Here is a 22,541-nt window from a genome sequence, read left to right as displayed (position 1 = left end):
GCATTTAATCTTAAAACTTTATAAATTTCTTGTTTTTTATTTTGTGTAAAAATATAATCCACAAATATTTTCTTAGAAAAATAAAAAAATAAAATAAATTAAAAAAAAAAAAAAACGAGTTTTGCAAACTCGTTTTGGGTCAAATTATGAAATGGTGCGAACGAATGGACTTGAACCATCGACCTCACGATTATCAGTCGTGTGCTCTAACCAGCTGAGCTACGCTCGCATTAGTAAGACTATTATACCATATTTTTGAATAATAGTCAAATATTTATTATTAAAATTAACGTTTTGAAAATTGTCTTGCACGACGGGCTGCTCGTAAACCAGGTTTTTTACGTTCTTTAGCACGAGCGTCTCTAGTAAGCATACCAGCAGCTTTTAAAACTGGGCGGTAATCAGCACTAGCTTCTAACAAAGCACGAGCAATACCTAATCTAATAGCACCAGCTTGCCCGCTTAAACCACCGCCTTTTACTTTAACTGAAACATCGAATTGACCTGTTGTTTCTGTTAGTACAAATGGTTGATTGGCATCTTTTAAGTAAATATCTGAAGTTAAGTATTCACGAGCGTCTCTAGAGTTAACAATGAATTTTCCTGCACCCTTTGTTAACTTAACACGGGCTACTGAAGATTTTCTTCTACCTAAGGCTTTAAATTCTAAATTTGCTGACATAATTATTTAACCTCTAATCTTTCTGGTTGTTGTGCTTCATGCTTGTGATCTGGTCCTGGATAAATAAATAAATTACGACGCTGTTTGTTCCCAAGTTTAGTGTGTGGTATCATACCATGCACAGCTTTTTCAATTAAAGCAGCAGGTCTTTTTACTCTTAATTTTGCAGCCACAATGCTTTTAAGTCCACCAGGATAGCCTGAGTGTGAGTAGTAAACTTTATTTTCTTCTTTTTTACCAGTTAAAACTACTTTTGCGGCATTTATTATGATAACATTATCACCCATATCTGCATTTGGAGTAAAAGTTGGTTTGTGTTTTCCTCTAAGTACTGAAGCAACAAAAGTTGATAGACGTCCTACAACTTGTCCTTCTGCATCAATTACATACCATTTTTTATCTGCTTTTTGTGAATTAACTATTGTTGTTTGTCTCATTCTTCCTCCACGTTAATTTGTAAACTTATAATATTATAGTTGTATGATTTTTTTAAATTTGCCTAGTTATTATATCATAAACATTAAAATATTAAAATTTTTATTTTGTTAAATTATTTACATTAAGTTTATCTATAAAAATTAAAATTAAATATTTAATTATTATAATATATAAATACTATTAATTGGAAATGTCACATGCAAGTTTTTTGCATGTGACATTGTTTTTGTCTGCCTTGTAATAAAATAGTTGTATTAATAAATTTTAAAAAAATTAAAGAGATAAAGCCGGACAGAAAAGTTAACATGTAAATGTTAGCTTTTCTGTTACCATTCGTTGGTACCAACGAAGAATTTTTTTGAAAGGATAAATTATGTCAAGACATTTAAAGAAAGAAGAATTTGCAAAAATATATGAAGAATATCAAAAATCAGGTTTCCCAGGTGCTTTCCAAGCTATTTACCAAATATCACCAGAAACAAAAAACTTACAAAGAAATAGTGTAAAAGTTAGAATTAATAAAATAATTAAGTATTATAATTTAGGTATGGAAGACTTATTGCAGACAAAGAAAGGTGAAAGCCGTAAAAAAGGAAGCGGCAAACCTAAGACGAAAAGAGAACCAAATTGAGATATTTTTGATCGTGATGATTTGTTACAAATAGCTAAAAGATATTATGAAATTACCAACGAATTACCTAAAAGTAAGAAAGTTATTGAATCTAAAAGTTTTAGTATAAGTTATGTTAAGCTTGCAGAAGTTTTTGGCATTTCTAGACAAACAATTTCTAAAACTCAAAATATTAAAATTGCACAAAAACTCCCTAAATATAGTGATGTAATCGAAAAATCGTTCGCAGAAACAAAGTCAAGATATGGAAGGTTAAAACTAAGTGTTTACATATCTAAAAAATACAAAATAGATATAAACGAACGTTCATTAGGGAGATATATGAACCTTTTAGGCCTAAAATGTAAGCTTAGACAAAAATCAAAACGAAAAGAAATTAAAAATCTATCTACTCAGATTGATAACTTCGTAAATCGTGATTATAATGATCAAAACAATCGAAATATTTATGCAACTGATGTTTCATATATAAAAGCGCCAAAAGATGTGTTAGAATCACACGTTTATTTGTCTGCAATTTTGTCTCATAAAACTAAACAAATTGTTGGTTTTAAATTATCAAAAAGTAATAATCTAGAACTAGTTTTAGACAATTTAAATTCATTAAAGCAATACAAATACAAAAACTTTATCATTCACTCAGATCATGGCTTTCAATATACACATCATCAATATATTAAAGAAGTTAAAAATCTTGGTGGGATTATTTCGTTATCAAGAGTGGGAAATTCTCTTGATAATCGAGAAATTGAATATTGGTTTGGAATCATTAAAACTGAATTATTAAATGATTTAGATTATTCAAAAATAACATTTAATGAACTTAATGATATGATACAAGAATATGTAATTTGGTACAACAATGACCGAATTCAATCAAACTTAAACTGAAAAACTCCACAGCAATTTGCTATGGAATTATAAATAACTAAAATGTTAAATTTTGCTGTCCATGTTTAAGACCTTAAAATTATATGAAAAATTTAGAAAAATATATTTGTGTTTTTGACAAATATCAAAAAGAAAATAAATATCAACATTTTAAAATCGAAGAGAATCATAATACTATTTTGAAAATGCAAGGAGCACTTGGGACACAACGAAAATTAAGATTAGACCAAATCGATCTAGAGCAACTTTATAATATTTTACAAGAACTTTCTGAAGGCTTCTCAATCCAAGAAGTAGCTAAGATTTTTAACAGAGACATTCGAAGTATAAAAAGCAAAATTAAAATTATTACAAGTCGCAGACCACTTAGTTTAGATAAACACAATCGCTATGTTTGCCCTAAGTGCTCAAAAAGAGTAATGCGTGTTAAAACCTTAATTTTAGTAAACTATACGAACATTTATTAGGCTATTCATTTTCGCGACTCTTTTTTGTAAGTGATACAATTAAAGAGAAATGAAAGTCATACAGAAAATATTGGTATAGTGAGCTTAATACATACAATAAAAATAGAAATAAAAAGAATTTGCAGCAAAAAGAAGTTAAGAAATCAGTTACCTATCTTGTGAATTCTTTTAAAAAATTATCCCCTGATGAATTTGCTCCTTCGCCTAGTACAATTTATAAAATAATCAAAAAATACCCTTATTTCCTTGATTTTGACCATATTGTTAAAAAATCTGAAGGCAAATATGGTATAAGGAAGAAAAAACAAACCAAACCTAAAACATTAAAATATGCTACAGAAATTTCAAAACGTCCAGCTTATATTAATGATCGCTTGGAACATGGTCATTTTGAATTAGACACTGTTATTGGTAAAATCAATGATACATATTGTATTGTGACGATAATTGAACGGCAAACCAGAATGTCTTATGCTATGCTCTCAAAACGCAACTCCAAAGCTATCAAACAAACTCTTCTAAAACTAATCAAGAAACATAACTTAGACATTAAAACTTTAACAGTTGATAATGGTAGTGAAAATGTCTTATTGCACCAGGTTATTCCAACTGAAAGACTATTTAAATGCCAACCATATAGTTCATGACAAAAAGGTTCAATAGAAAATATGCACCGCTTAATTAGGTATTACATTCCCAAAGGAAAAAGCTTAGATAAATACTCTCAGCAAGAAATTGATTATATGATGGAAAAAATAAATAACTATCGGCAAGTTGTCCGGAAATATAAGATAACCTAAAATTTTTTTAATCCCCCGCCTTTGATTGCAATCAAAGGAGCCTTACTTTTGGCAAAAGTAAGCAAAACCGACGAGAAAACACTGCCGTGTTTTCTGTTTTCGCATACATTTTTTATGTAAAATTTATGTTAAAATTAAAACGCAATTATTTTGTTAATATCTCGCAAGTGACTTTTCCAAAAAACATTTTCCAAAAAACAAATTTTTTTCTTTATATTTATATAATTTTATGTTATAATATAGTTCCTTAAATTATTTTATAATGTAAATTTTAATATAAGTGAGGCTTGAAAAAGCCTCATCTTTTTTATACAAAAATTTAAATGTTTATTACATAAAAATAACTAGAAAATACGGACAGGATTTTTAAGTAGTTACTACTTGCCTTATTTTTTGAATATCGTCAAGATTAAAAATGTAAAAAGTTACTTTATAATAATCCTTAGAATTAATTAAATAATTTTGGTATTTGTTTAAAATACCAACAATTTTAGAATTATGAAACAAAGGGCTACCGAAGAATTGATTATTAATATGTGCTGGATGATTATAAGTTACGGTTTGATCTGTTTTTTCTATTTCCGAAGATAAAGCAGTTATAGAAGAATGAATAGATTTAAACATGCCAAAGTAAATTTGTTTATATAGTATTGATGTTGGCTGTATAGGGGTGTATGATATAACTTCATCTATGTTAAGGTCTAAACTTTTAGCTGAACTAATTTGTTCAATTACATTATGATTATTTGAAAATTCATTTCTTATAGGTTCACCACCATGATTTGGAGCCTGAATAAGTCTATCTCCTCAACTTGAAGATAATTTAGATTTTTCTATTGCATAGACTATATAATTTTCGTGATTAAGAACTATGTCAAAGATAACCTTGCCACTAAAAAAATATAAAGGATAGTTATTTTCCAAATTTGTATTTGTTAGGCTGATATCAATTGTTTTTTGATTTAAATTTTTTAAATCTCCACGGCTTGTTAAAAAATAATATTTATCATTATTTGTTGTTAAGTAAGTAGAAGTAAAAGTTTGATATGTGTCTTGTTTGTTTTGAGCATCCTGAAACTTAACGATAGTTTCTAATATAAAATTTTGTTTTTCTTTATTTTCATTTGCCAACTCTTTTTTAAGTCTTATTTCTGGAACATCCCCACAAGAAATAGCAATAGGGAATATTGTTGATATTGATAATCCTGTTAAAAACATTTTAAATAAATACTTGCGCCATAACATAATTACTCACCATCAGTTAATTTCTTATAATACAAATATTTACCCCATGCCTCTGTTTTTTTATCTTCAAGATAGGAACTAGCTTTTTGTGTTAGTTCTTTTACTTTTGGAGCTAAGTAGGCAAAGGGACCATTAATAACAAGACTTTTTAAAAAAGAAGTTAAAAGTGCGGTCCTGCTAAGTGTATTTGATCATTTTTCTAAAATATCCAACACTACACCAGTTGATAGCCCAACGATCACACTATCATCATTAGTAGTCATTGCCATTAATATTTTAGCTATAATTCAACCTTTTTTGGCCTGAGCAGCCGGAATGTTAAGACTCAAATAATTAAGATAAAGTTCAATAAAATCTAAACCAAGTGGCAACATTTGAAATAATTCTCCAAAACCTTTGACAATAAATTCAACCGCCTCTAGAGCTATATAAACCGATCATCAAAAGGCCCTTGGAAATCAATGATATCAAGCCTCTTCTAAAAGTTCTTTATTTTGAAAGTTATCTTTTGTAGATTTAATTAAATTAAGTGCAATTGACTGTATTTCTTTTTCTGTTAACTTATTTTTTAATTGCTGTTGAACAATATGCTTAACTTAAGTTTCTATGCTATTTATATAATTTTTATTATTTTGGTTGCCTTCAAAAACAATTTTAATTAAAGAATCTCTTAAATATTGTTGAGGGCGATCTTTGTAGTCGATTGTAATTTCTCCTTGAAATTGTTTTTGCTGTATAGGCACACTAGCAAGTAATGTTAAAGGTGCAGCAATTACTACACCGGGAATATAATTAAAAACTGTTGTTTTTCATTTCTTAATTGGAAAATGCATTTACTAATAACTCCTTAATATTTTTGTATTATTTGCAAATAAATATTTAATTCTTTAGTATGTTATCTTGAAGATAACTTGCTTGGTTATTTAATGTTAACAGACATATAAATATTATAATAGATTTTTGTGTATTTTGCGATTTAGTGTATAATATATTTCTTAAACAGTTATGTTAAAATCTCATAAAATACGGTGCCAAGAAAGGTGCCGTATTTTTACTGTAATATAAGATATTCAGAGGAAAATGCAATATTTTAAAAGATAAATGCAGAAATAAAGATTTTATGGAGAATTTTTGCTATTTTTAAATTATTAACTGAAGATATGAAAAACCTTATTAATAAAAAACAAAACCAATAACTAATTTAGTTATTGGTTTTTAAACTCTTCTTTTAAATATTTATCAGGTATTGCATTTAGGTTAATATGGCAATAACCCATTGGATTTTTCATCAAATATTGTTGATGGTATTCTTCAGCTAAGGTTTGGTCGCTTACTGGCAAGAATTCTAAGTAATTTTTCTTACCTTCTTTTTTAACAAAATGATTATTTAATTCTTTAAATTTATTAAGTAATTCCTCATTATTTGTATAAATACCAACTCGGTATTGTGTTCCTTGATCTCCCCCTTGTTTATTTAAAGAATAAGGATCAATTATCTTTAAATAAAAATCTCAAATTGTTTCTTCGCTTATGATTGAATCATCATATTCTATGCAAACTGCTTCAACGTGCTTTGATGTAGTACACACCTCTTTGTATGATACACCTTCAAAACCTCCGTTAATATAATATGATTGTGCACTTAAAATACCTTTGATTCTTGAAAAGAAAGCCTCTACACCTCAAAAGCAACCACCTGCTATAAATAATTCTTTTTTCATGTGTTTATTATATTAAAAAAATAGTTATAAAAAATAACTATTTTTGATGTTTTATAGTTAATGTAAATTGAGCGCTAAAAAGTGAAATTGAAATTATTTGTCAAATAAGCCCTCCAACAAAAGATCCTATTGGAGCATTTGCAGCTGAGGCTTCGATAATTTGTAAAATTCATCAAATAATTCAAACGAAATTGTTTGTTATATAAATAACAAACATTCCATATGACAATCCTCCTCATTTGTGTGTTTTTAATGATTGTATGAATTGTGGTAAAAATGCTAAGGTTGTAAAAGCAGGGAAAACAAATCCCATAATTGCTTCAACTGTAGAAGGAATTAATAATGATGTTCATACTCCACCTGCATAAATAATTATATGTAAAACAACAAAAATTAAGCCAATAATAAGATATGCACCAAGAGCACTTCAGGCCTTAACTTTTAATTTTTTGTTAAATTCTGTTTTATATAAATACATTAAGCCCAGCGTTATTGTTTCAATAATTAATGTTATTGTATTTGGAATTATGATATTATGTAACGAATTTGGACTTAGCGCTGATCATACAATCCATAAAAGAATACCAGTATGAAAAATCCAAAAAGAATAGAAATTTACATCACCAGTTTTTTTGTCTTTTATTATTTTGAATAACTGAGGAATACTAAGCGAAGCCACTAAAATAGCTCCAATGTACCCTAATATAGTAATTGCTAATTGCATTATATAATTATACCACATTTCAAACATGATGGTTAATTAGACCTATCCATATGATTAAATATGAAAATTTTTTAAATAAATATATATAATTTATTTTATGAATGATACAATCGCAGCAATTAGTTCAGGATCTAGAATCAATCAACCAATATCAATAATACGTTTAGCGGGCCCTGATACCTTAAATATTATTAAAAAAATATTTAAAGGGAAAATAGGGACAGATCATGATATTACTTATGGTAATATTTATGATGAAGAAACATTAATTGACGAAGTTTTGGTTATGTGGTTTTTGGGCAAAGAAAAAAATGGTAAGATTATTTATAATAATTATGTCGGTGAACCAATTGTAGAAATAAATTGTCATGGAGGAATTGTTGTTACCAACAAAGTTTTAGAACTTTTATTATCAAATGGAGCAAGAATGGCTGAACCAGGAGAATTTACTCGCCGTGCTTTTTTAAATGGTAAATTAGACTTAATAAAAGCTGAAGCAATACATGATTTAATTATGGCTAAAACATTAACACAAGCTAAAGCTAGTGTTCACCGTTTTACTGGTCAAACTTCTAACTTAATAGATAGTTTATCGAACGATATCGCTCTTTTAATTGGGATGTCTGAAGTTAATATTGATTACCCTGAATATGATGATATAGAACAACTAGATAGCCAGATTATGCTTAAAAAACTTAAAGTTTTAAAAACTAAATTTGAAGAAATTATAAAAGTGTCGAATGATAGCCGCTATATGTTTGAAGGGGTTAAAGTTTCGATCTTAGGCAAACCAAATGTCGGGAAGAGTAGTATACTTAATGCATTGCTTTCGGAAGAAAAAGCTATTGTGACAGATATTGCAGGAACAACAAGGGATTTAGTAGAAGCTTCATATCAAATTAATGGTATTTTATTTAAATTAGTAGATACTGCTGGATTACGAAAAACTGATAATATAATTGAACAAATAGGAATTGAACGATCATTAAAGCAAATTGAAGAATCTGATTTAATAATTCATGTTGTTGATCCAATTCAAGCTGAGAATGATTTTGATAAAGTGATTCAGGAAGAAAGCAAAAAACAAGGTAAGTTTTATTTAAAAATTCAAAATAAGTCAGATTTAGCTAATAATCAAAAGCAAGATTTAATTTCTGTTAGTGCTTTAAATAATGATATAAAAGAACTTGAAAATGCATTAGTAAAAAACTTCGAAAATTTAGATATTATGGATAAACGTATTTTATCTAATACCAGGCAGCTATCTTTAATCCAGAAAGCACATAATTCATTAATTCAAGCTGAGAAATCCATTTTAGATAATGCTACTTTTGATGTAATTATTGTCGATTTATATGATGCCTGGGATTCACTGCAAAATATTAAAGGTCAAGTAAATCGCGAAGATTTACTTGATGTTATGTTCAAAAACTTTTGTTTAGGTAAGTAATATGAGTAAAAAAAGAAATAAATTTATTGATGCACATTGCCACGTTTCAACTAGGTCATACCAAGAATTTCACATTCAAGAAATTATGGAAGCAGCTGAATACAATAACATTGAATTTTTTATTAATAATGGTGGACACCCACAAGAAAATATTGAGGCCATTGAATTAGCCAAAAAATACCCTTTATTTAAAGCTTGTATCGGAATTCACCCAGAAGCTGGCAAAGATGGAGATGACTATCTCCAAGTTAAAGAGTTATTGGAGTTAAATAAAGAGCATATTATTGCAATTGGTGAAATAGGTTTAGACTATTATTATGAAGATTCACCAACTCGAGAAAATCAAATAGCAAGTTTTGAAAATCAGGTTAAATTGGCATATGATAATAATTTACCGTGTGTAATTCATATTAGAGATAAAGATAATGAGTATTTAACATACCAAGATGTATATAACATTTTAGTAAAATATCCTAAAATTAAATGTATGTTACACACATTCGCCGGAAACTTAGAATGAGCCAAAAAGTTTTTGGAATTTCCAAATTTATATTTTTCTTTTAGCGGGGTCGTTACTTTTGGATCTTCAATAACTACTAGGGAAGTTATCGAATTTTTACCTTTAGAAAGAATTTTAAATGAAACAGATGCACCGTTTTTAAGAGTGCATCCGTATACTGGGCAAAAGAATGAACCTAATACCGTTTTATATGTTTATTATTATATTGCAGGCCTAAAACAAGTAGGTTTAGATAAATATGTAGATCGTATTAATAAAAATGTTAGAAAGTTATTTAATTTATAATGAAAGATAAGAAACACGTTTTTGCCAAAAAGAAGTTTGGGCAAAACTTCTTACATGATTCAAATATTATTAATAAAATAGTTTCATTATTTGATATTAATGATCAAGTTATAGTTGAAATAGGACCTGGTAGAGGGGCTTTAACTAAAGAATTAGTTAGAAAAGCAAAACAAGTTATTGCCTTTGAAATTGATAAAGATATGGTTGATGTCTTAAATAAAAATATTAATCTTAATAACCTTGATTTGAGACATCAAGACTTTTTAAAATCAGATTTATCAAATTTACCGAATTCAATAGTTATTGCCAACATACCATACTATATTACAACAGATATTTTATTTAAAATCTTTGAACACGGAGATAAATTTTCAAAGGCTATTTTAATGGTTCAAAAAGAAGTAGCACAAAGATTAATAGCTAAATATAAAACTTATGATTATTCTAAATTAACTGTCAGTGCTCAATATTTAGCTAAAGTTAATTTAGAATTTATAGTACCTGCTGGTTGTTTTATACCTGCCCCGAAAGTAGATTCTGCTATTGTTTTATTTGAATTTTATCCAAATATCACAAAAGAATCTTGGTTAGAACTAAAAGAATTTTTTAAACTATGTTTTGCTAATAGAAGAAAAAAACTTAGTTTTAGTTTAAAATCTAAATATTCATTTGAGAAGATCGATAATGCATATTTAAAACTTAATTTAAATGATAATACAAGAATTCAAGAATTAGAAATAGAAAAAATATTAAATTTATATCAAGAATTAGAAAAATAAAACGTTTATGCTTAGCTTACAAGCATAAACGTTTTTTTATATTTGTTTTAATTAACTTTATCAAAACTCAATAACCTATCCCTATAATATTCATATTGTTTTTGCTAAGGTTTATTTCAGCTGGTAAGCCTTTAGTTAAATCGTTTGTTAAGTCAGAGAAATTATCTAATATTTCAACAATTTTGTTTTGAATTTGAAGGGGAGGGATAGGAATATCTAAATTATAAATATCATTAGTTCTTAAGTTAGGTATAGCACCAATAGCTTGTTTTTGTAGTTTTAATTCACTATTTTTTAAAACATAGTAAAGATATTTATGATTAACATTATTGTTAATATCAGTTATAACAAATAAACAATCACCAGCTCAGAAGTTTTTACTTTGTCAAGAAACAAAGCCAGCGGATCCTACTCTTGCAATAGTTATTTTATTTTCAGTATAGTTGTATTAATCTCAAAAACCAACCGGAGAAGTTCCTCCATTTATTACTGGGTAACCATTATTTTTTAATTTGCTTTTTAATAGTTGTTTTCCTTGTGTGCATTTTGTAATATCACCAAGTTTTTTGAAGATTATAAAAGTATTTATAGAACTATTTTTATCAAAACCAAACACATATTCAAAGAGTTTGGCTAATCCGGAATTATCTTCTCTCTCTCTCTCTCTCTCTCAATATCATTAATATTAAACGATAATAAGAGATCTCTATAATATTCATATTGTTTTTGTCTTAAAGATATTTCAGAAGGCAATCCAATTTTGAGATCATGACAAATTTGCTCAAAGTTGTCTAAGACTTCTGCAATGCGGTTTTGCACTGGAAGGGGTGGCAGGGGAATTTGAATACCGGCCATGACATTACTCATTAGTTTGGCATTTGCATTCACTCCTTTTCTAACGTATTTCTTTGTAATTATTTGAAGTACATAAGCTATAAACTTCAGGTTATTGTTATGAGATAGTGGAGTTAGTAAGCCACAAATATTTGTGATACTAAATTTACCGGTGCGATAAAATACTGTTCCAGCATAACCGTCTGTGGTCCAGGTAATATATTCTCCATCGTATTGGTACGTATTAATCTTACCAAGTTCACCGTTATTTTCGGTTTGTGATGAATATACTGGATACTCTCCTGGGTTATCTCTAATATAATCTTTAGAGATAACAATTCCTCTACTTAATTTAAATAATTGATCAATTCTTTTGTATTCTACCTTAACTTTTGAATCATCAAAAGTTAATAATTTATCGCGATAATACTCATATTGTTGCTTACGATATTTAAGTTCTGTGGTAAGTTCTGTGGTAAGTTCTGTGGTAAGTTCTGTGAAATTGTCTAGAATTTTCACAATTTCATCTTGGATAGCGCGGGGAGGGAGGGGAATATCTAAATTGTGGACTGTATCTGATTTTAAGGCGGGTATTGTACCGAATACTGATTCAATAAGTTCTTGTTCTTTATTCTTTATAACATAATATAAATACCTTGCATTAACTGAATCTTTTAAATCTGTTATAACTCAACAAGCATCAATTGCCCAAAACTTTTGAGTTTCTCACCTTACATACCCGGCAGTACCATACCGGGCTATTGAAGTTGTATTTTCATTATAGTTATATTCATTTCAATACCCTATTGGATTAATTCCTCCGCTCATTACTGGGTAGCCTTTATCTAGTAATTGGCTTTTAGTAAGCCTTTTTCCGCTTTTACATTTTGCAACTTCGCTAAGTTTTACTATTTTTACTCCATTAGGACATAATTCTTTAATCAGTTTCTCAATTTTGTTCACTATTAAACCTCCCTTTAAATAACATTAAATATTATTTAATTATAGCACATAAAAAGGTTATAGAAAAAGCAAGGTGCAAGACTTGCTTTAACATTATTTTTTATGTTTTAATGTGGAAAATAAAAGAACATCACGTATAGATTCTTTTTCAGTTAAAAGCATAGTTAAACGATCAATTCCAATACCGCAGCCACCAGCAGGAGGCATACCATAATTTAATGAATCTAGAAAGTCTCAATCAATATCACTAGCTTCATCATTTCCATTGTTTTTTTCTTCTAATTGTGCTTCAAAACGTTCCAATTGATCAATAGGATCTGAAAGTTCGGTATACATATTAGCATATTCTTTAGTATTAATAAATAATTCAGCACGCTCTGTAAATCTTGGATCATTTGCTTTAGCAGTTAATGGTGATATTTCGATAGGGTGTCCATAGACAAAGGTTGGTTGAATTAATGTTTTTTCAATTAATTGTTCAAAAAGTTCGTTAATAATATGACCTAATTGGAAGTATTTTTGTAGTTTAACACCATTCTTTTTGGCGACTTCTAAAGCTTTTTCTAAACTAATGTTTCTAAAGTCTACATTAGTAACTTTAGAAACAGCATCTACCATATCAATTCTCTTAAATGGTGTTTCTAAATCAATTTCAACACCTTTATTAAGAATCTTTGTTTTACCTAATTTTTTAGCGATTTGTTTAATTAAGGTTTCAGTACGATTCATCATACCTTCAAGGTTTGAATAAGCCTCGTAAAATTCAATTGATGTAAATTCTGGATTATGAGTAGTATCAATTCCCTCATTACGGAAAATACGTCCTATTTCATAAACTCGATCAATTCCACCAACTAAAAGTTTTTTAAGTGGAATTTCAGTTGCAATCCTTAAAACAAAATCTTGGTTTAAGGCATTATGATGAGTGGTAAATGGTTTTGCTGAAGCTCCTGAAAGGTAGTTATGTAAAAAAGGAGTTTCCACTTCCATATATTCTAAACCATCAAAATATTGTCTAATTTCTGAAATAATTTTCGTTCTTGTTCAAAACACCTTCTTTGATTCTTCGTTCATAATTAAATCGACATATCTATGTCTGTAGATTTCTTCAACATCTACTAGTCCATGGAATTTATCTGGAAGAGGTTTAAGGGCTTTAGTTAAAAGTTTGATATTGGTTGTTTTTATACATACTGCACCGGTATTTGTTTTCATAACTTTACCTTCAACATAGATAATATCACCTATATCAAAAGTATTAACTAATGATGCTAAAGATTCATGTTCTTTTTTGTTAAAGTAAACTTGGATCTTAGAATGATAGTCTTGAATTAAGATAAAAGGGCCCCGCATAGTCATAATTCTACCCGCTACTGCAACTTCATGATTAGAGTCATGTAACTCTTCTTTAGTATATGATTCATAAGTTTTAAGAATATGATCTGAATATTGTAGTTCTTTTAGTCCATTTGCTTTGGCAAATGGTTCAATATTAAGATCTTTATAAGTTTTTAATTTATTACGTCTGACAAGTTCTTGTTCTGTATATTTTTGCATTGTTACCTACTTTTCATTGTTTAATTTTTTTAAAAGTTCTTCTAATCTTAATGAACTTTCATTAATTTTTGCTTCACTTCTTAAAAAGTCTTCTTGTTCATCTTTTAGTGTTTGTTTTGAAAATAAATCCTTTGTTTGAAAGTCTGATTCATTTTCTAGTTTAAGGAAATTTATTTTTATTAATGATTGTATTTTTAAATCTGTTTCAAAACCATGTTTTATAGTTGTTGGAATAAATAATTCTTCAATAAAACTTTGATTGCTTGAATTTTGACCAATAATTTTAAAATTATAACCTGTTTGTAAATCTGCAACTTTAAAATTATCAATATTAATTATTTTTTTACCTTTGATTAGTTTTGTTACATATTGTAACTTACTAACATGTAGATGCTTAATTTGGCCATTACTGGTAAGAATATTTAAGATATCCTGGTTTTTAACCATGATAAATTGGGCCACCTTATCATTAAGCGAAAGATAAATTCCTTTATTTCCTTTTGCTTTAGGTGAGTAAATCGCTAAGTCAGTTTCACTATATAAAGAGCATAAACCATTATTTGTTAAAATGAGTATATCATGTAAGCCATTACTGATTGTAACGTTTACAACTTCATCACCACTAGAAATGTTAATTGCTGTATAACTTTTATTAAGTTTTTGTACTTTAAAATCTGATAATTTTACTTTTTTAAATAAACCGTTTTTTGTACCAATAACTAAAAAAATCTTTTCGCTTCAATTATTAACTTTAATAACTGAAACAACCTCTTCGTTTAGTTTTCAATCAACTAGTTCACTAAGTTTTTTCCCAGCTTCGCGCCATTTATATTCATTAATTTTATAGATTGGCAATTGAATATAATTACCATGAGTTGTAAAAATTAATAAAGTATCCATTGAATTAAACTTAGTGAAATATTTTAAGAAGTCATTTTCTTTTAAGGGGTAAGATGATAATGAATTAGAACTCACAGTTTTATCACTTAATTTTTTTAAATATCCTTGTTTAGTAATTGCTACATAACTATCCACATCTTTGATTAAATCCGTTTCTTGGTATGTAAAGATATAATCTTCTTCAATTATTTGTGTTCTTCTAGGATAACCAAAGAGTTTTTTAATTTCTTTTAGTTCGTTAATTATATACTCATTAAATTTATCTTCATTACTTAACAACAGTTCAAAGAGACCAATATTTTTTTGCAATTCCTCTTTTTCTTGGTTTAAAGCTTCTTTGTCTGTTTTACTTAATTTATATAATCTAAGTTCAGCAATGGCGGTTGCTTGATTTTGAGTAAATTTAAAATTATCAATTAAGGCTTGTATAACCCCTGCTTTTGACCCCTGTGCATTTCTAATTACAGATATGATAGCATCAGTTATTTCACTTACTTTTAAAAGCCCCAAAATTATTTCTAATCTCAAATTACTTTTTTCTAAATCGAAAGTTATGGTTTTTGTTTTAACCTCTTTGACATGTAAAATGTAATTATCTAAAAGATCTAATAAAGAAGCTAATTTGGGTCGACCATTAACAATAACTACTTGGTTATAGTTATATGTATTTTGTAATTTAGTTTTGCTAAATAAATAACTCATAATGCTTTTATCGTTAGAATCTTTTTCTAAGGTTAATAAGATGTTAATTCCTGATCGGTCTGATTGGTCTTTAACTTCTAATAATCCAGCAATTGATTTATTTTGAATTATTTCGTCAATTGAATAAACCAAAGCTGATTTTACAACCCCATATGGGATTTCAGTTATTTCAACAAATTTATATTCTCCTTTAGTATAAATATCATATTTACTAAAGAGTCTTATTTTATTTTTGGTTGAATTATTACCATATTCAAAAGCTTCAATGATTCCACTAGTTCCATGAATAATCCCCCCAGTTGGAAAATCTGGACCTTTAATATATTTTAAAATTGATTTTAAAGATGCTGTAGGATTTTTGATTTTATGAATTGTTGCATCAATGATTTCATTTAAATTATGCGGCAACATGTTAGTAGCCATACCAACTGCAATACCCATAGCCCCATTAACTAATAAATTAGGGAATAATGTTGGGAGTACTAAGGGTTCTTTTTCTGAATCATCAAAATTTGGGACAAATAATGTGGTTTTTTTCTTTATATCTCCAATCATATATTTAGCTATTTTTGATAATCTTACCTCAGTATATCTCATTTGAGCAGCTGGATCGTTATCAATTGAACCAATATTACCATGCATATCTAACAAAGGAATATTATTTTTTCACCATTGAGACATATTAACCATGGCTTCATAAACTGAGGAATCTCCATGAGGGTGATATTTACCAATTACATCACCAACAACCCTAGCGGATTTTTTATAAGGCTTGTCAAAGTCTAAACCAAGCGAAAACATTGAATAAATAATTCGTCGCTGCACTGGTTTAAGTCCATCACGTGCATCAGGCAAGGCTCGCTGCTGGATAACATATTTAGCATATCTTTCAAAACGTTCTGATAATGTTTTTTCTAATGTTTCATCAATAATTTTTTCAAGTGTTTGGTTGATTTTAGTTTTCATTTAATTCCTCGATTTATTTAATCTTTGTATTAATTATAGCACGGAAAATGTGTTTTTATTATACTAATGCTTTTATTAATTAATAAAAAAGAGATTAGTACCATTTTATTAGTTTTGTATACAAGAAAACTAATATTTTAATTATTTAAAAGAAGATTAATTAAATTAATCTTCTTTCTTTATTGATTTTTTGTATTCATTATTATATCATGACTCTATTTTATTAAGGTATGTCTTTTTATCATCTCCAGGACTAATAAAACCTACTCGCTTAAATACTAATTCTTTACTTTTAGGAACCTTAAAGACTCCTCAATAATTATATATTCTTAGTATAGTCGTACTAGGGTAGGAAAAACCTACATTTCCAAGGTCGTGAATTTCAAATTTATTACTATCTTCATGTGGTATTAAAATACTATGTTCAAGTTGACGAGGTATTATTGTATCATAGATAAATACATCATATTTATTTAAGGTCTCATAAACATCCTTTGCATCTAAAAAAACGTCTTCAAAGTATTTTTTAATTTCAGATTCAATACCTTCAACATTACTAACATCATGTCATTCTATATATTTCTTAATAATAAAATTATTAAAGTCATCTGCTGTAGATATTTTAATATATCCATTATGTTTATTGCCCTTAGGAACGTCATTAAAAATACCTGCATTAAGTTGTTGACGTCCATTAGTTGTATTATTAGGACTCCAGGGTGTATTATTTGTTACAAATGTTGCTACTTTTACAAATTTATAAAAGTCTTGTTCAATTGACACATAAATATCTTGAATTTTTTGGTATATTGTGTTTTCGTCTTCTATTGGTGGCTTGTCTTCGCCAGAGGATTGTTTGTGTTGGCAAGAGATAAGCATAAAGGCAAAACAAAAGAAAGCGCGGCTAAAAATATTTTTTTAATTTTCATCGTTTTTAACCATGTGTGTTGCTGCAATTAAGTCATCAACAGAATTTCAAAATGAATTTATAGAAAATTTATAACCATGGTTTATAAAAGTTTGACTAGATTTTAATTGAAATTTATTTTTATGAGTTTCATTTCATTTTTTTTGTGTACATTTAAAAATTATACATTATTCTATTTTTATTAAAATATTTTGATATAACAATACTTTAATTTTACAAAATAATCCTATTCAAAACTGAATAGGATTATTTTGTCCCAAATAAACGATCCCCAGCATCACCGAGTCCAGGAATTATATATCCTTTGTTATTTAATTCTTTGTCAAGTGCTGCAACGAATATCTTAACATCTTTATGTTTCTTGTGAATAACATCTGTTCCATATTTAGATGATATTAAATTAACAACAATAATATCTCTAAATCCATCATCTTTTAATTTTTGAATTGCAATATCTAAAGATGCCCCTGTAGCAAGCATAGGATCAAGCAAAATAACTTTTGCATTTTTGTTTATTTCTGGTAATTTGTATAAATATTCTTTAATATTTCCGTCAGTATCGCGGTATAAACCTATATGACCAATTTTAGCATGAGGCAATAGTTCACTAAAGCCCTGAACCATACCAAGGCCTGCCCGTAATATTGGAATTAATAAGATAGGTTGATCATATGAATTAGCTTCAAATGCAGTATTTGTTCCGCTAATTTTTTGAGTTTTAGTTGTTATATAATCTTGCATAACTGGATATACAAGCAAACGTGACAAATCATGCATAATCAATCTAAATTGTTCATGATTTGTTTCGATGTTTCTTAGCTGATCTATTTTAATATTAATAATAGGATGGTTTATAACTTTTAACATAAATTTGTATCCTTTTTTATTATTATACCAGTAATCATATATAATAATATATAGAATAGTATGAATTTGAATTTATATTAATAAGGAGAATAAATGAAAAAAATAAATAAAAAATTTCTATCAATCAATAGCACTATTTTGAGTGCATTTGGTTTTCTTGTTTTAACAAGTTGTGCAAGCGAACCAAGTAAACCAGTAGTACCACCAAATAATGATACACCTAATCCTCCCGATAATGGTGGTGGCTCTAATCTTCGCGAAGTAGATCCAAATATTTTTAAAACACAACTCCCTACATTACAATCTGTAAAAGAGTATGTAAATGGGAAAAGTTTTGAAGAATTATTTAAAGTTAGTGGTTCTTTTATTGATTCAAGTAATTTTAAACAACAATTAACAAGCAAACAATTTAGTGATCAGCTTGCTTCTAATGAACTTGAAGTTTCGCTTAAAGAAGCTCATTCAGATAAGTTTTTCTTTGTAAATGCAGTTTCGCTTGAACAAAATACAGTTAGATTAATCTTTGGTTATAGAGATACTGAAGAATATTTTAATTTTGAAGTATCCGGTTTTAAAGCTGAAAATAATTTTATAATTCAACAGCGAAGCGCCTCACAATCTGAGTGAGGTAAATATGTTAGTTCTACACAAAAACAAAGATATGAAAAAGACATGGAACAATATGATCAAGGTCTTGCGAGAAATTCCCAATTAAGAGAAACAAATATAAAAACTAGCGATAAGCAAAAGTTTGATCTTAAAGCTAATGAAGTAGGAGTGCCAACTTATGATAGATCTAATCGTTTAGGAATGACAATTCCTGAATATGATGAGGCTGGAAATTTTATAGGCTTAAATATGCAAAAAGCGGAGGCACCAAAAACTTATTCATGGGTAGATGGATACAACAAGGAAACATTTAAAAATATTGGTTTAGCCAGAACTATTACTAATGAACAATATGCAACGATGGCAACTCAAACATATCAATTTAAACTAACCAATTGATCTGTTTCTATTAATGAACAAGAAAGAAACTTAGCAAAAGAAATCTTAAAAAATGATGATAAATTAGTTCACAATTTATTTGAAAAAATAAAGGATTCTGCTAAAAAACAAGAGCTAAAAGATAAACTAGACAGAAATATTAAGACCCCTGGTGTTGTCGATGAATTAATTTCCCAAGGTTGAAATCAAATATTAGCTGAAAATTCAGATTATCAACAAGCTTCTTCCTTGTATGATGAATATATTATTGGTCGCCAAAATCTTATTTTAGATAAAATGAATAACACCGCAGGATTAAGTGAAAAAACAAAAGCAAATATTACTAAAAGAGTTAAAGAAACAACTAACTTTAGACACTTGGAAAATTGATACCGTAGTGTTACACCTCATGCAGGTACGGCATGAATAATTGACCATGAATTAGCCCCTCAAGGTCAATATCCTAAGAAATTTTATTTTGCAACTAATTTACACGTACTTGACGGAATGGATAAAGATAATTTTGAAAATTTCCAATTAACTGTTTTAAATGAAAACAACCCATCACTTTATCAAAAATTGGAAACTGTACCTCATGATGATAGATATGTATCATTAGATTTTGCTGGAAATAATAAACTTTCATTAAAACGTATTTTTGATGGTCGTGATTATTTACAAAAAGACCCATCTGACTTTTTAGCCGATAAAACATTTGATAAAAAAGAATTCATTGACTTTGCAGTATTCGAAGTTGATTTTAGCAAAACCAACTTCACCGAAGAACAAATTAGAAGTATTACTAATAATTATGCAGATAAAAATGATAAAAAAATATCTTTTGTTAATTATGATTATTTACATAACTACAAAAAAATTGACATACCTTTATCATTAAATAAAAATGAACTGCAAAAATTACGTGAATATGACAGTTTGTTTGCACTTGGTTATCCACAAACTCAAGCAAATGGATTTTTTGACTTCTTTTTAGATAAATATGAAGATGAAGTATTGATTGCAAATGCAAAAAATACTTATAGTTTGTGAACTAATGCTTCATACGATCTTTACAAAAAGCCTGGCCCAACTAATGATGAAGCATCTAAATTAAATTATGAATTAGGATATGGACTATCATATGCACTAGGATATCGTACTTTTATTGATAAACCAGGTGTTGTAGATCAATTTTTAAGTGCCCCACTATCTGGTGCTGGTGCTTATCGTTCTTCGGATGATGGCAAAGAATATGTTGCTATGAATTTAGGATATATGCCAAGACGTTTTGCTCCCGGTGGTGGTGCATCAGGTTCTTCAGTTAGAAACCAGGAAAATAAACTCGTTGGAATTTTCCATAGTGTAAATCAATCAGCATTAACAGGAATTGCTGCAGCTTTTAGATCAGAAGGATTTAATTACCAAGAACTTTATGGCTCATACAACTTGCCACAGTATGATGTTATTTACGGAGGTGGGAAGGATCAAAAAGTAGGTAAATCATACCGTGAGGCATTATTAAAAGAAAATCCAAATCTTAAAACACACCTATTTCCTAATGGACTTAATACAATTCCTGAAGAATTCCAATTTAAAAATAACTAAAAGAAAAAAACTACAAGGAAACTTGTAGTTTTTTTTTGATATAAATTTGTAACAAAATTATTTAATAATTTTTGTTACTGAACCAGCACCAACTGTACGACCACCTTCACGAATTGAGAATTTTGTTCCTTCTTCAACCGCGATAGGAGCAATTAATTTAACTTTTAAGTTAACGTTTTCGCCTGGAATAACCATTTCACGTCCAGCTTCGAATTCAACTCCACCAGTAACGTCTGTTGTACGGAAGTAGAATTGTGGTTTATAGTTTTTGAAGAATGGAGTGTGACGCCCTCCTTCTTCTTTTTTAAGAACATAAATAGCTGCTTCGAATTCTGTGTGAGGGATAATTGAACCAGGTTTTGCTAAAACTTGACCACGTTCAATTTCTTCACGGTTTACACCACGAAGTAATAATCCTGCATTATCACCAGCCAATGCTTCTTTAAGGTTTTTACGGAACATTTCAATTCCTGTAACAACTGTTTTTTTAGTAGCTTTAAGTCCAACGATTTCAACTTCGTCGTTTAATTTTAAAGTTCCACGTTCTACACGTCCTGTTGCAACAGTTCCACGTCCTGTAATTGTGAAAACGTCTTCAACAGCCATTAAGAATGGTTTTTCAAATTCTTTAACTGGAGTTTCGATGTATGTATCTACAGCATCCATTAATTCCATAATTTTTTCTTCATATTTAGCATTTCCAGCTAAAGCTTCTGAAGCTGATCCACGGATAATTGGAGCATTATCTCCATCAAATCCATATTCTGAAAGAAGACCACGAATTTCTAATTCAACTAATTCGATCATTTCTTCTTCACCTTCTAACATATCAACTTTGTTTAAGAAAACAACGATACGAGGAACACCAACTTGTTTAGATAAAAGAATGTGTTCACGAGTTTGAGGCATAGGTCCATCTGTTGCAGCAACAACTAAGATAGCCCCATCCATTTGAGCAGCACCGGTAATCATGTTTTTAACGTAGTCAGCGTGACCTGGACAGTCTACGTGAGCATAGTGACGTTTTTCAGTTTGATATTCGATGTGTGAGGTGTTAATTGTAATCCCACGTGCTCTTTCTTCTGGTGCGTTATCAATAGAAGCATAATCACGAGCTTCTGATAATCCTTTTTTAGCTAAAACTGTAGCAATAGCAGCAGTTAATGTTGTTTTACCGTGGTCAACGTGTCCAATAGTACCAACGTTAACGTGTTCTTTACTACGGTCAAAATCTAATTTTGCCATTTTTTTCCTTTCTGAAATTTGTATTTATTTTGTTATATATAATTTTTATTAATGTATGTTTTAGCGCTAAAACCAACCTTAGTCTAGTCTTACACCTAGATCCTGTCCATAATTTTTAGTATATTATTTTACTAAAATATTATTCTTAGCGTTAATTTTAATACTAGTATTGCTTAATGTATTTATTAAGTTATATGTAATTATACCAGAAAAAAATTAGAATTAAAACAGCTAAAAATTACTAAAAATTTAATGGTTTAAATATCCAATTTTTAGTATTAAAAAAATGATTTTATTATTTGTGCCTTAGCAAATTTTTAGTCTTTAATTGCTTTTTTATTTATTAATATTTTA

At 28.5% G+C, this 22,541-nt stretch carries 21 protein-coding genes and 1 tRNA gene; 7 read left to right on the top strand and 15 right to left on the bottom strand.

The annotated features are described in order from the left end of the window. Positions 1–152: 152 nt before the first annotated feature. The 3 genes from AC0B4N_RS00705 to rplM form a co-directional block, all read right to left on the bottom strand. Positions 153–229, bottom strand: a tRNA-Ile gene (locus AC0B4N_RS00705). Positions 230–286: 57 nt separating this feature from the next. Continuing rightward, positions 287–682, bottom strand: a complete 396-nt coding sequence (rpsI, locus tag AC0B4N_RS00700; protein WP_465101189.1) for a 30S ribosomal protein S9 — start codon at positions 680–682, stop codon at positions 287–289. A gap of 2 nt (positions 683–684) precedes the next feature. Beyond that, positions 685–1,119, bottom strand: a complete 435-nt coding sequence (gene rplM, locus AC0B4N_RS00695) for a 50S ribosomal protein L13 (RefSeq protein ID WP_465102005.1) — start codon at positions 1,117–1,119, stop codon at positions 685–687. Between the two features lie 374 nt (positions 1,120–1,493). Here rplM and AC0B4N_RS00690 point away from each other — a divergent pair, with 374 nt between their 5' ends. The 3 genes from AC0B4N_RS00690 to AC0B4N_RS00680 all read left to right on the top strand — a co-directional run bounded on the left by AC0B4N_RS00690 (position 1,494) and on the right by AC0B4N_RS00680 (position 3,909). After that, a complete protein-coding gene (locus tag AC0B4N_RS00690) occupies positions 1,494–2,675 on the top strand; it encodes an IS3 family transposase (RefSeq protein WP_465101581.1) in 1,182 nt (393 codons plus the stop codon). A gap of 50 nt (positions 2,676–2,725) precedes the next feature. Further along, positions 2,726–3,109 (top strand): hypothetical protein, encoded by a 384-nt coding sequence (locus AC0B4N_RS00685; protein ID WP_465102004.1) that lies wholly within the window; start codon positions 2,726–2,728, stop codon positions 3,107–3,109. Positions 3,110–3,228: 119 nt separating this feature from the next. Then, positions 3,229–3,909, top strand: a complete 681-nt coding sequence (locus AC0B4N_RS00680; RefSeq protein WP_465102003.1) for an IS30 family transposase — start codon at positions 3,229–3,231, stop codon at positions 3,907–3,909. Between the two features lie 366 nt (positions 3,910–4,275). Here the strand turns inward: AC0B4N_RS00680 and AC0B4N_RS00675 are convergent, their stop codons facing one another. From AC0B4N_RS00675 to AC0B4N_RS00655, 5 genes are all read right to left on the bottom strand, one after another. After that, entirely contained in the window at positions 4,276–5,154 is an 879-nt protein-coding gene (locus tag AC0B4N_RS00675; RefSeq protein ID WP_465102002.1) for a hypothetical protein, read from the bottom strand. Between the two features lie 2 nt (positions 5,155–5,156). Next, a complete protein-coding gene (locus AC0B4N_RS00670; RefSeq protein WP_465102001.1) occupies positions 5,157–5,528 on the bottom strand; it encodes a hypothetical protein in 372 nt (123 codons plus the stop codon). A gap of 222 nt (positions 5,529–5,750) precedes the next feature. Next, positions 5,751–5,987, bottom strand: coding sequence for a hypothetical protein (locus tag AC0B4N_RS00665; RefSeq protein ID WP_465102000.1), 237 nt, complete (start codon positions 5,985–5,987; stop codon positions 5,751–5,753). 372 nt (positions 5,988–6,359) lie between these two features. Continuing rightward, positions 6,360–6,875, bottom strand: coding sequence for a peptide-methionine (S)-S-oxide reductase MsrA (msrA, locus tag AC0B4N_RS00660; protein ID WP_465101999.1), 516 nt, complete (start codon positions 6,873–6,875; stop codon positions 6,360–6,362). A gap of 37 nt (positions 6,876–6,912) precedes the next feature. Then, positions 6,913–7,599, bottom strand: coding sequence for a PQ-loop domain-containing transporter (locus AC0B4N_RS00655; protein ID WP_465101114.1), 687 nt, complete (start codon positions 7,597–7,599; stop codon positions 6,913–6,915). 97 nt (positions 7,600–7,696) lie between these two features. On the opposite strand from AC0B4N_RS00655, the gene mnmE reads away from it, so the two are divergent. Genes mnmE through rsmA form a run of 3 tightly spaced genes read left to right on the top strand, consistent with a single transcriptional unit; the run spans position 7,697 to position 10,633 of the window. Beyond that, positions 7,697–9,049: a tRNA uridine-5-carboxymethylaminomethyl(34) synthesis GTPase MnmE gene (gene mnmE / locus AC0B4N_RS00650; protein ID WP_465101998.1), complete on the top strand. Its 1,353-nt coding sequence runs from the start codon at positions 7,697–7,699 to the stop codon at positions 9,047–9,049. Position 9,050: 1 nt separating this feature from the next. Next, positions 9,051–9,854 carry a TatD family hydrolase gene (locus tag AC0B4N_RS00645; protein ID WP_465101997.1) on the top strand — a complete coding sequence of 268 codons (804 nt, stop codon included), beginning with the start codon at positions 9,051–9,053 and terminating at the stop codon, positions 9,852–9,854. Then, positions 9,854–10,633, top strand: coding sequence for a 16S rRNA (adenine(1518)-N(6)/adenine(1519)-N(6))-dimethyltransferase RsmA (rsmA, locus tag AC0B4N_RS00640; RefSeq protein ID WP_465101996.1), 780 nt, complete (start codon positions 9,854–9,856; stop codon positions 10,631–10,633). Before AC0B4N_RS00645 ends, rsmA begins: the two co-directional genes overlap by 1 nt. Positions 10,634–10,649: 16 nt before the next feature. On the opposite strand, the gene AC0B4N_RS00635 is transcribed toward rsmA, so the two are convergent. The 6 genes from AC0B4N_RS00635 to upp all read right to left on the bottom strand — a co-directional run bounded on the left by AC0B4N_RS00635 (position 10,650) and on the right by upp (position 18,350). Beyond that, a complete protein-coding gene (locus AC0B4N_RS00635) occupies positions 10,650–10,979 on the bottom strand; it encodes a restriction endonuclease subunit S (protein ID WP_465102560.1) in 330 nt (109 codons plus the stop codon). A gap of 287 nt (positions 10,980–11,266) precedes the next feature. Beyond that, positions 11,267–12,430 (bottom strand): restriction endonuclease subunit S, encoded by a 1,164-nt coding sequence (locus AC0B4N_RS00630; protein WP_465101995.1) that lies wholly within the window; start codon positions 12,428–12,430, stop codon positions 11,267–11,269. A gap of 93 nt (positions 12,431–12,523) precedes the next feature. Further along, complete coding sequence (gene lysS, locus AC0B4N_RS00625) at positions 12,524–13,987, bottom strand: lysine--tRNA ligase (protein WP_465101994.1); 1,464 nt, start codon at positions 13,985–13,987, stop codon at positions 12,524–12,526. A 6-nt stretch (positions 13,988–13,993) separates the two neighbouring features. Continuing rightward, complete coding sequence (locus AC0B4N_RS00620) at positions 13,994–16,555, bottom strand: DNA topoisomerase IV subunit A (protein ID WP_465101993.1); 2,562 nt, start codon at positions 16,553–16,555, stop codon at positions 13,994–13,996. 165 nt (positions 16,556–16,720) lie between these two features. Next, the gene (locus tag AC0B4N_RS00615) at positions 16,721–17,338 is read right to left on the bottom strand and encodes a hypothetical protein (RefSeq protein WP_465101992.1); all 618 of its coding nucleotides are present in this window, start codon (positions 17,336–17,338) and stop codon (positions 16,721–16,723) included. Between the two features lie 391 nt (positions 17,339–17,729). Beyond that, positions 17,730–18,350: a uracil phosphoribosyltransferase gene (gene upp / locus AC0B4N_RS00610; protein WP_465101991.1), complete on the bottom strand. Its 621-nt coding sequence runs from the start codon at positions 18,348–18,350 to the stop codon at positions 17,730–17,732. Positions 18,351–18,443: 93 nt separating this feature from the next. On the opposite strand from upp, the gene mip reads away from it, so the two are divergent. Beyond that, complete coding sequence (gene mip / locus AC0B4N_RS00605; RefSeq protein WP_465101990.1) at positions 18,444–20,942, top strand: Ig-specific serine endopeptidase MIP; 2,499 nt, start codon at positions 18,444–18,446, stop codon at positions 20,940–20,942. Between the two features lie 57 nt (positions 20,943–20,999). Here mip and tuf read toward each other — a convergent pair whose 3' ends face one another. Further along, complete coding sequence (gene tuf / locus AC0B4N_RS00600; protein ID WP_465101989.1) at positions 21,000–22,187, bottom strand: elongation factor Tu; 1,188 nt, start codon at positions 22,185–22,187, stop codon at positions 21,000–21,002. Positions 22,188–22,541 lie beyond the last annotated feature (354 nt).

The organism is Mycoplasma sp. 13536, from assembly GCF_055523495.1.
The sequence above is the reverse complement of the archived record's forward strand: the minus strand, read 5'-3'. Positions and strand labels throughout refer to the sequence as shown.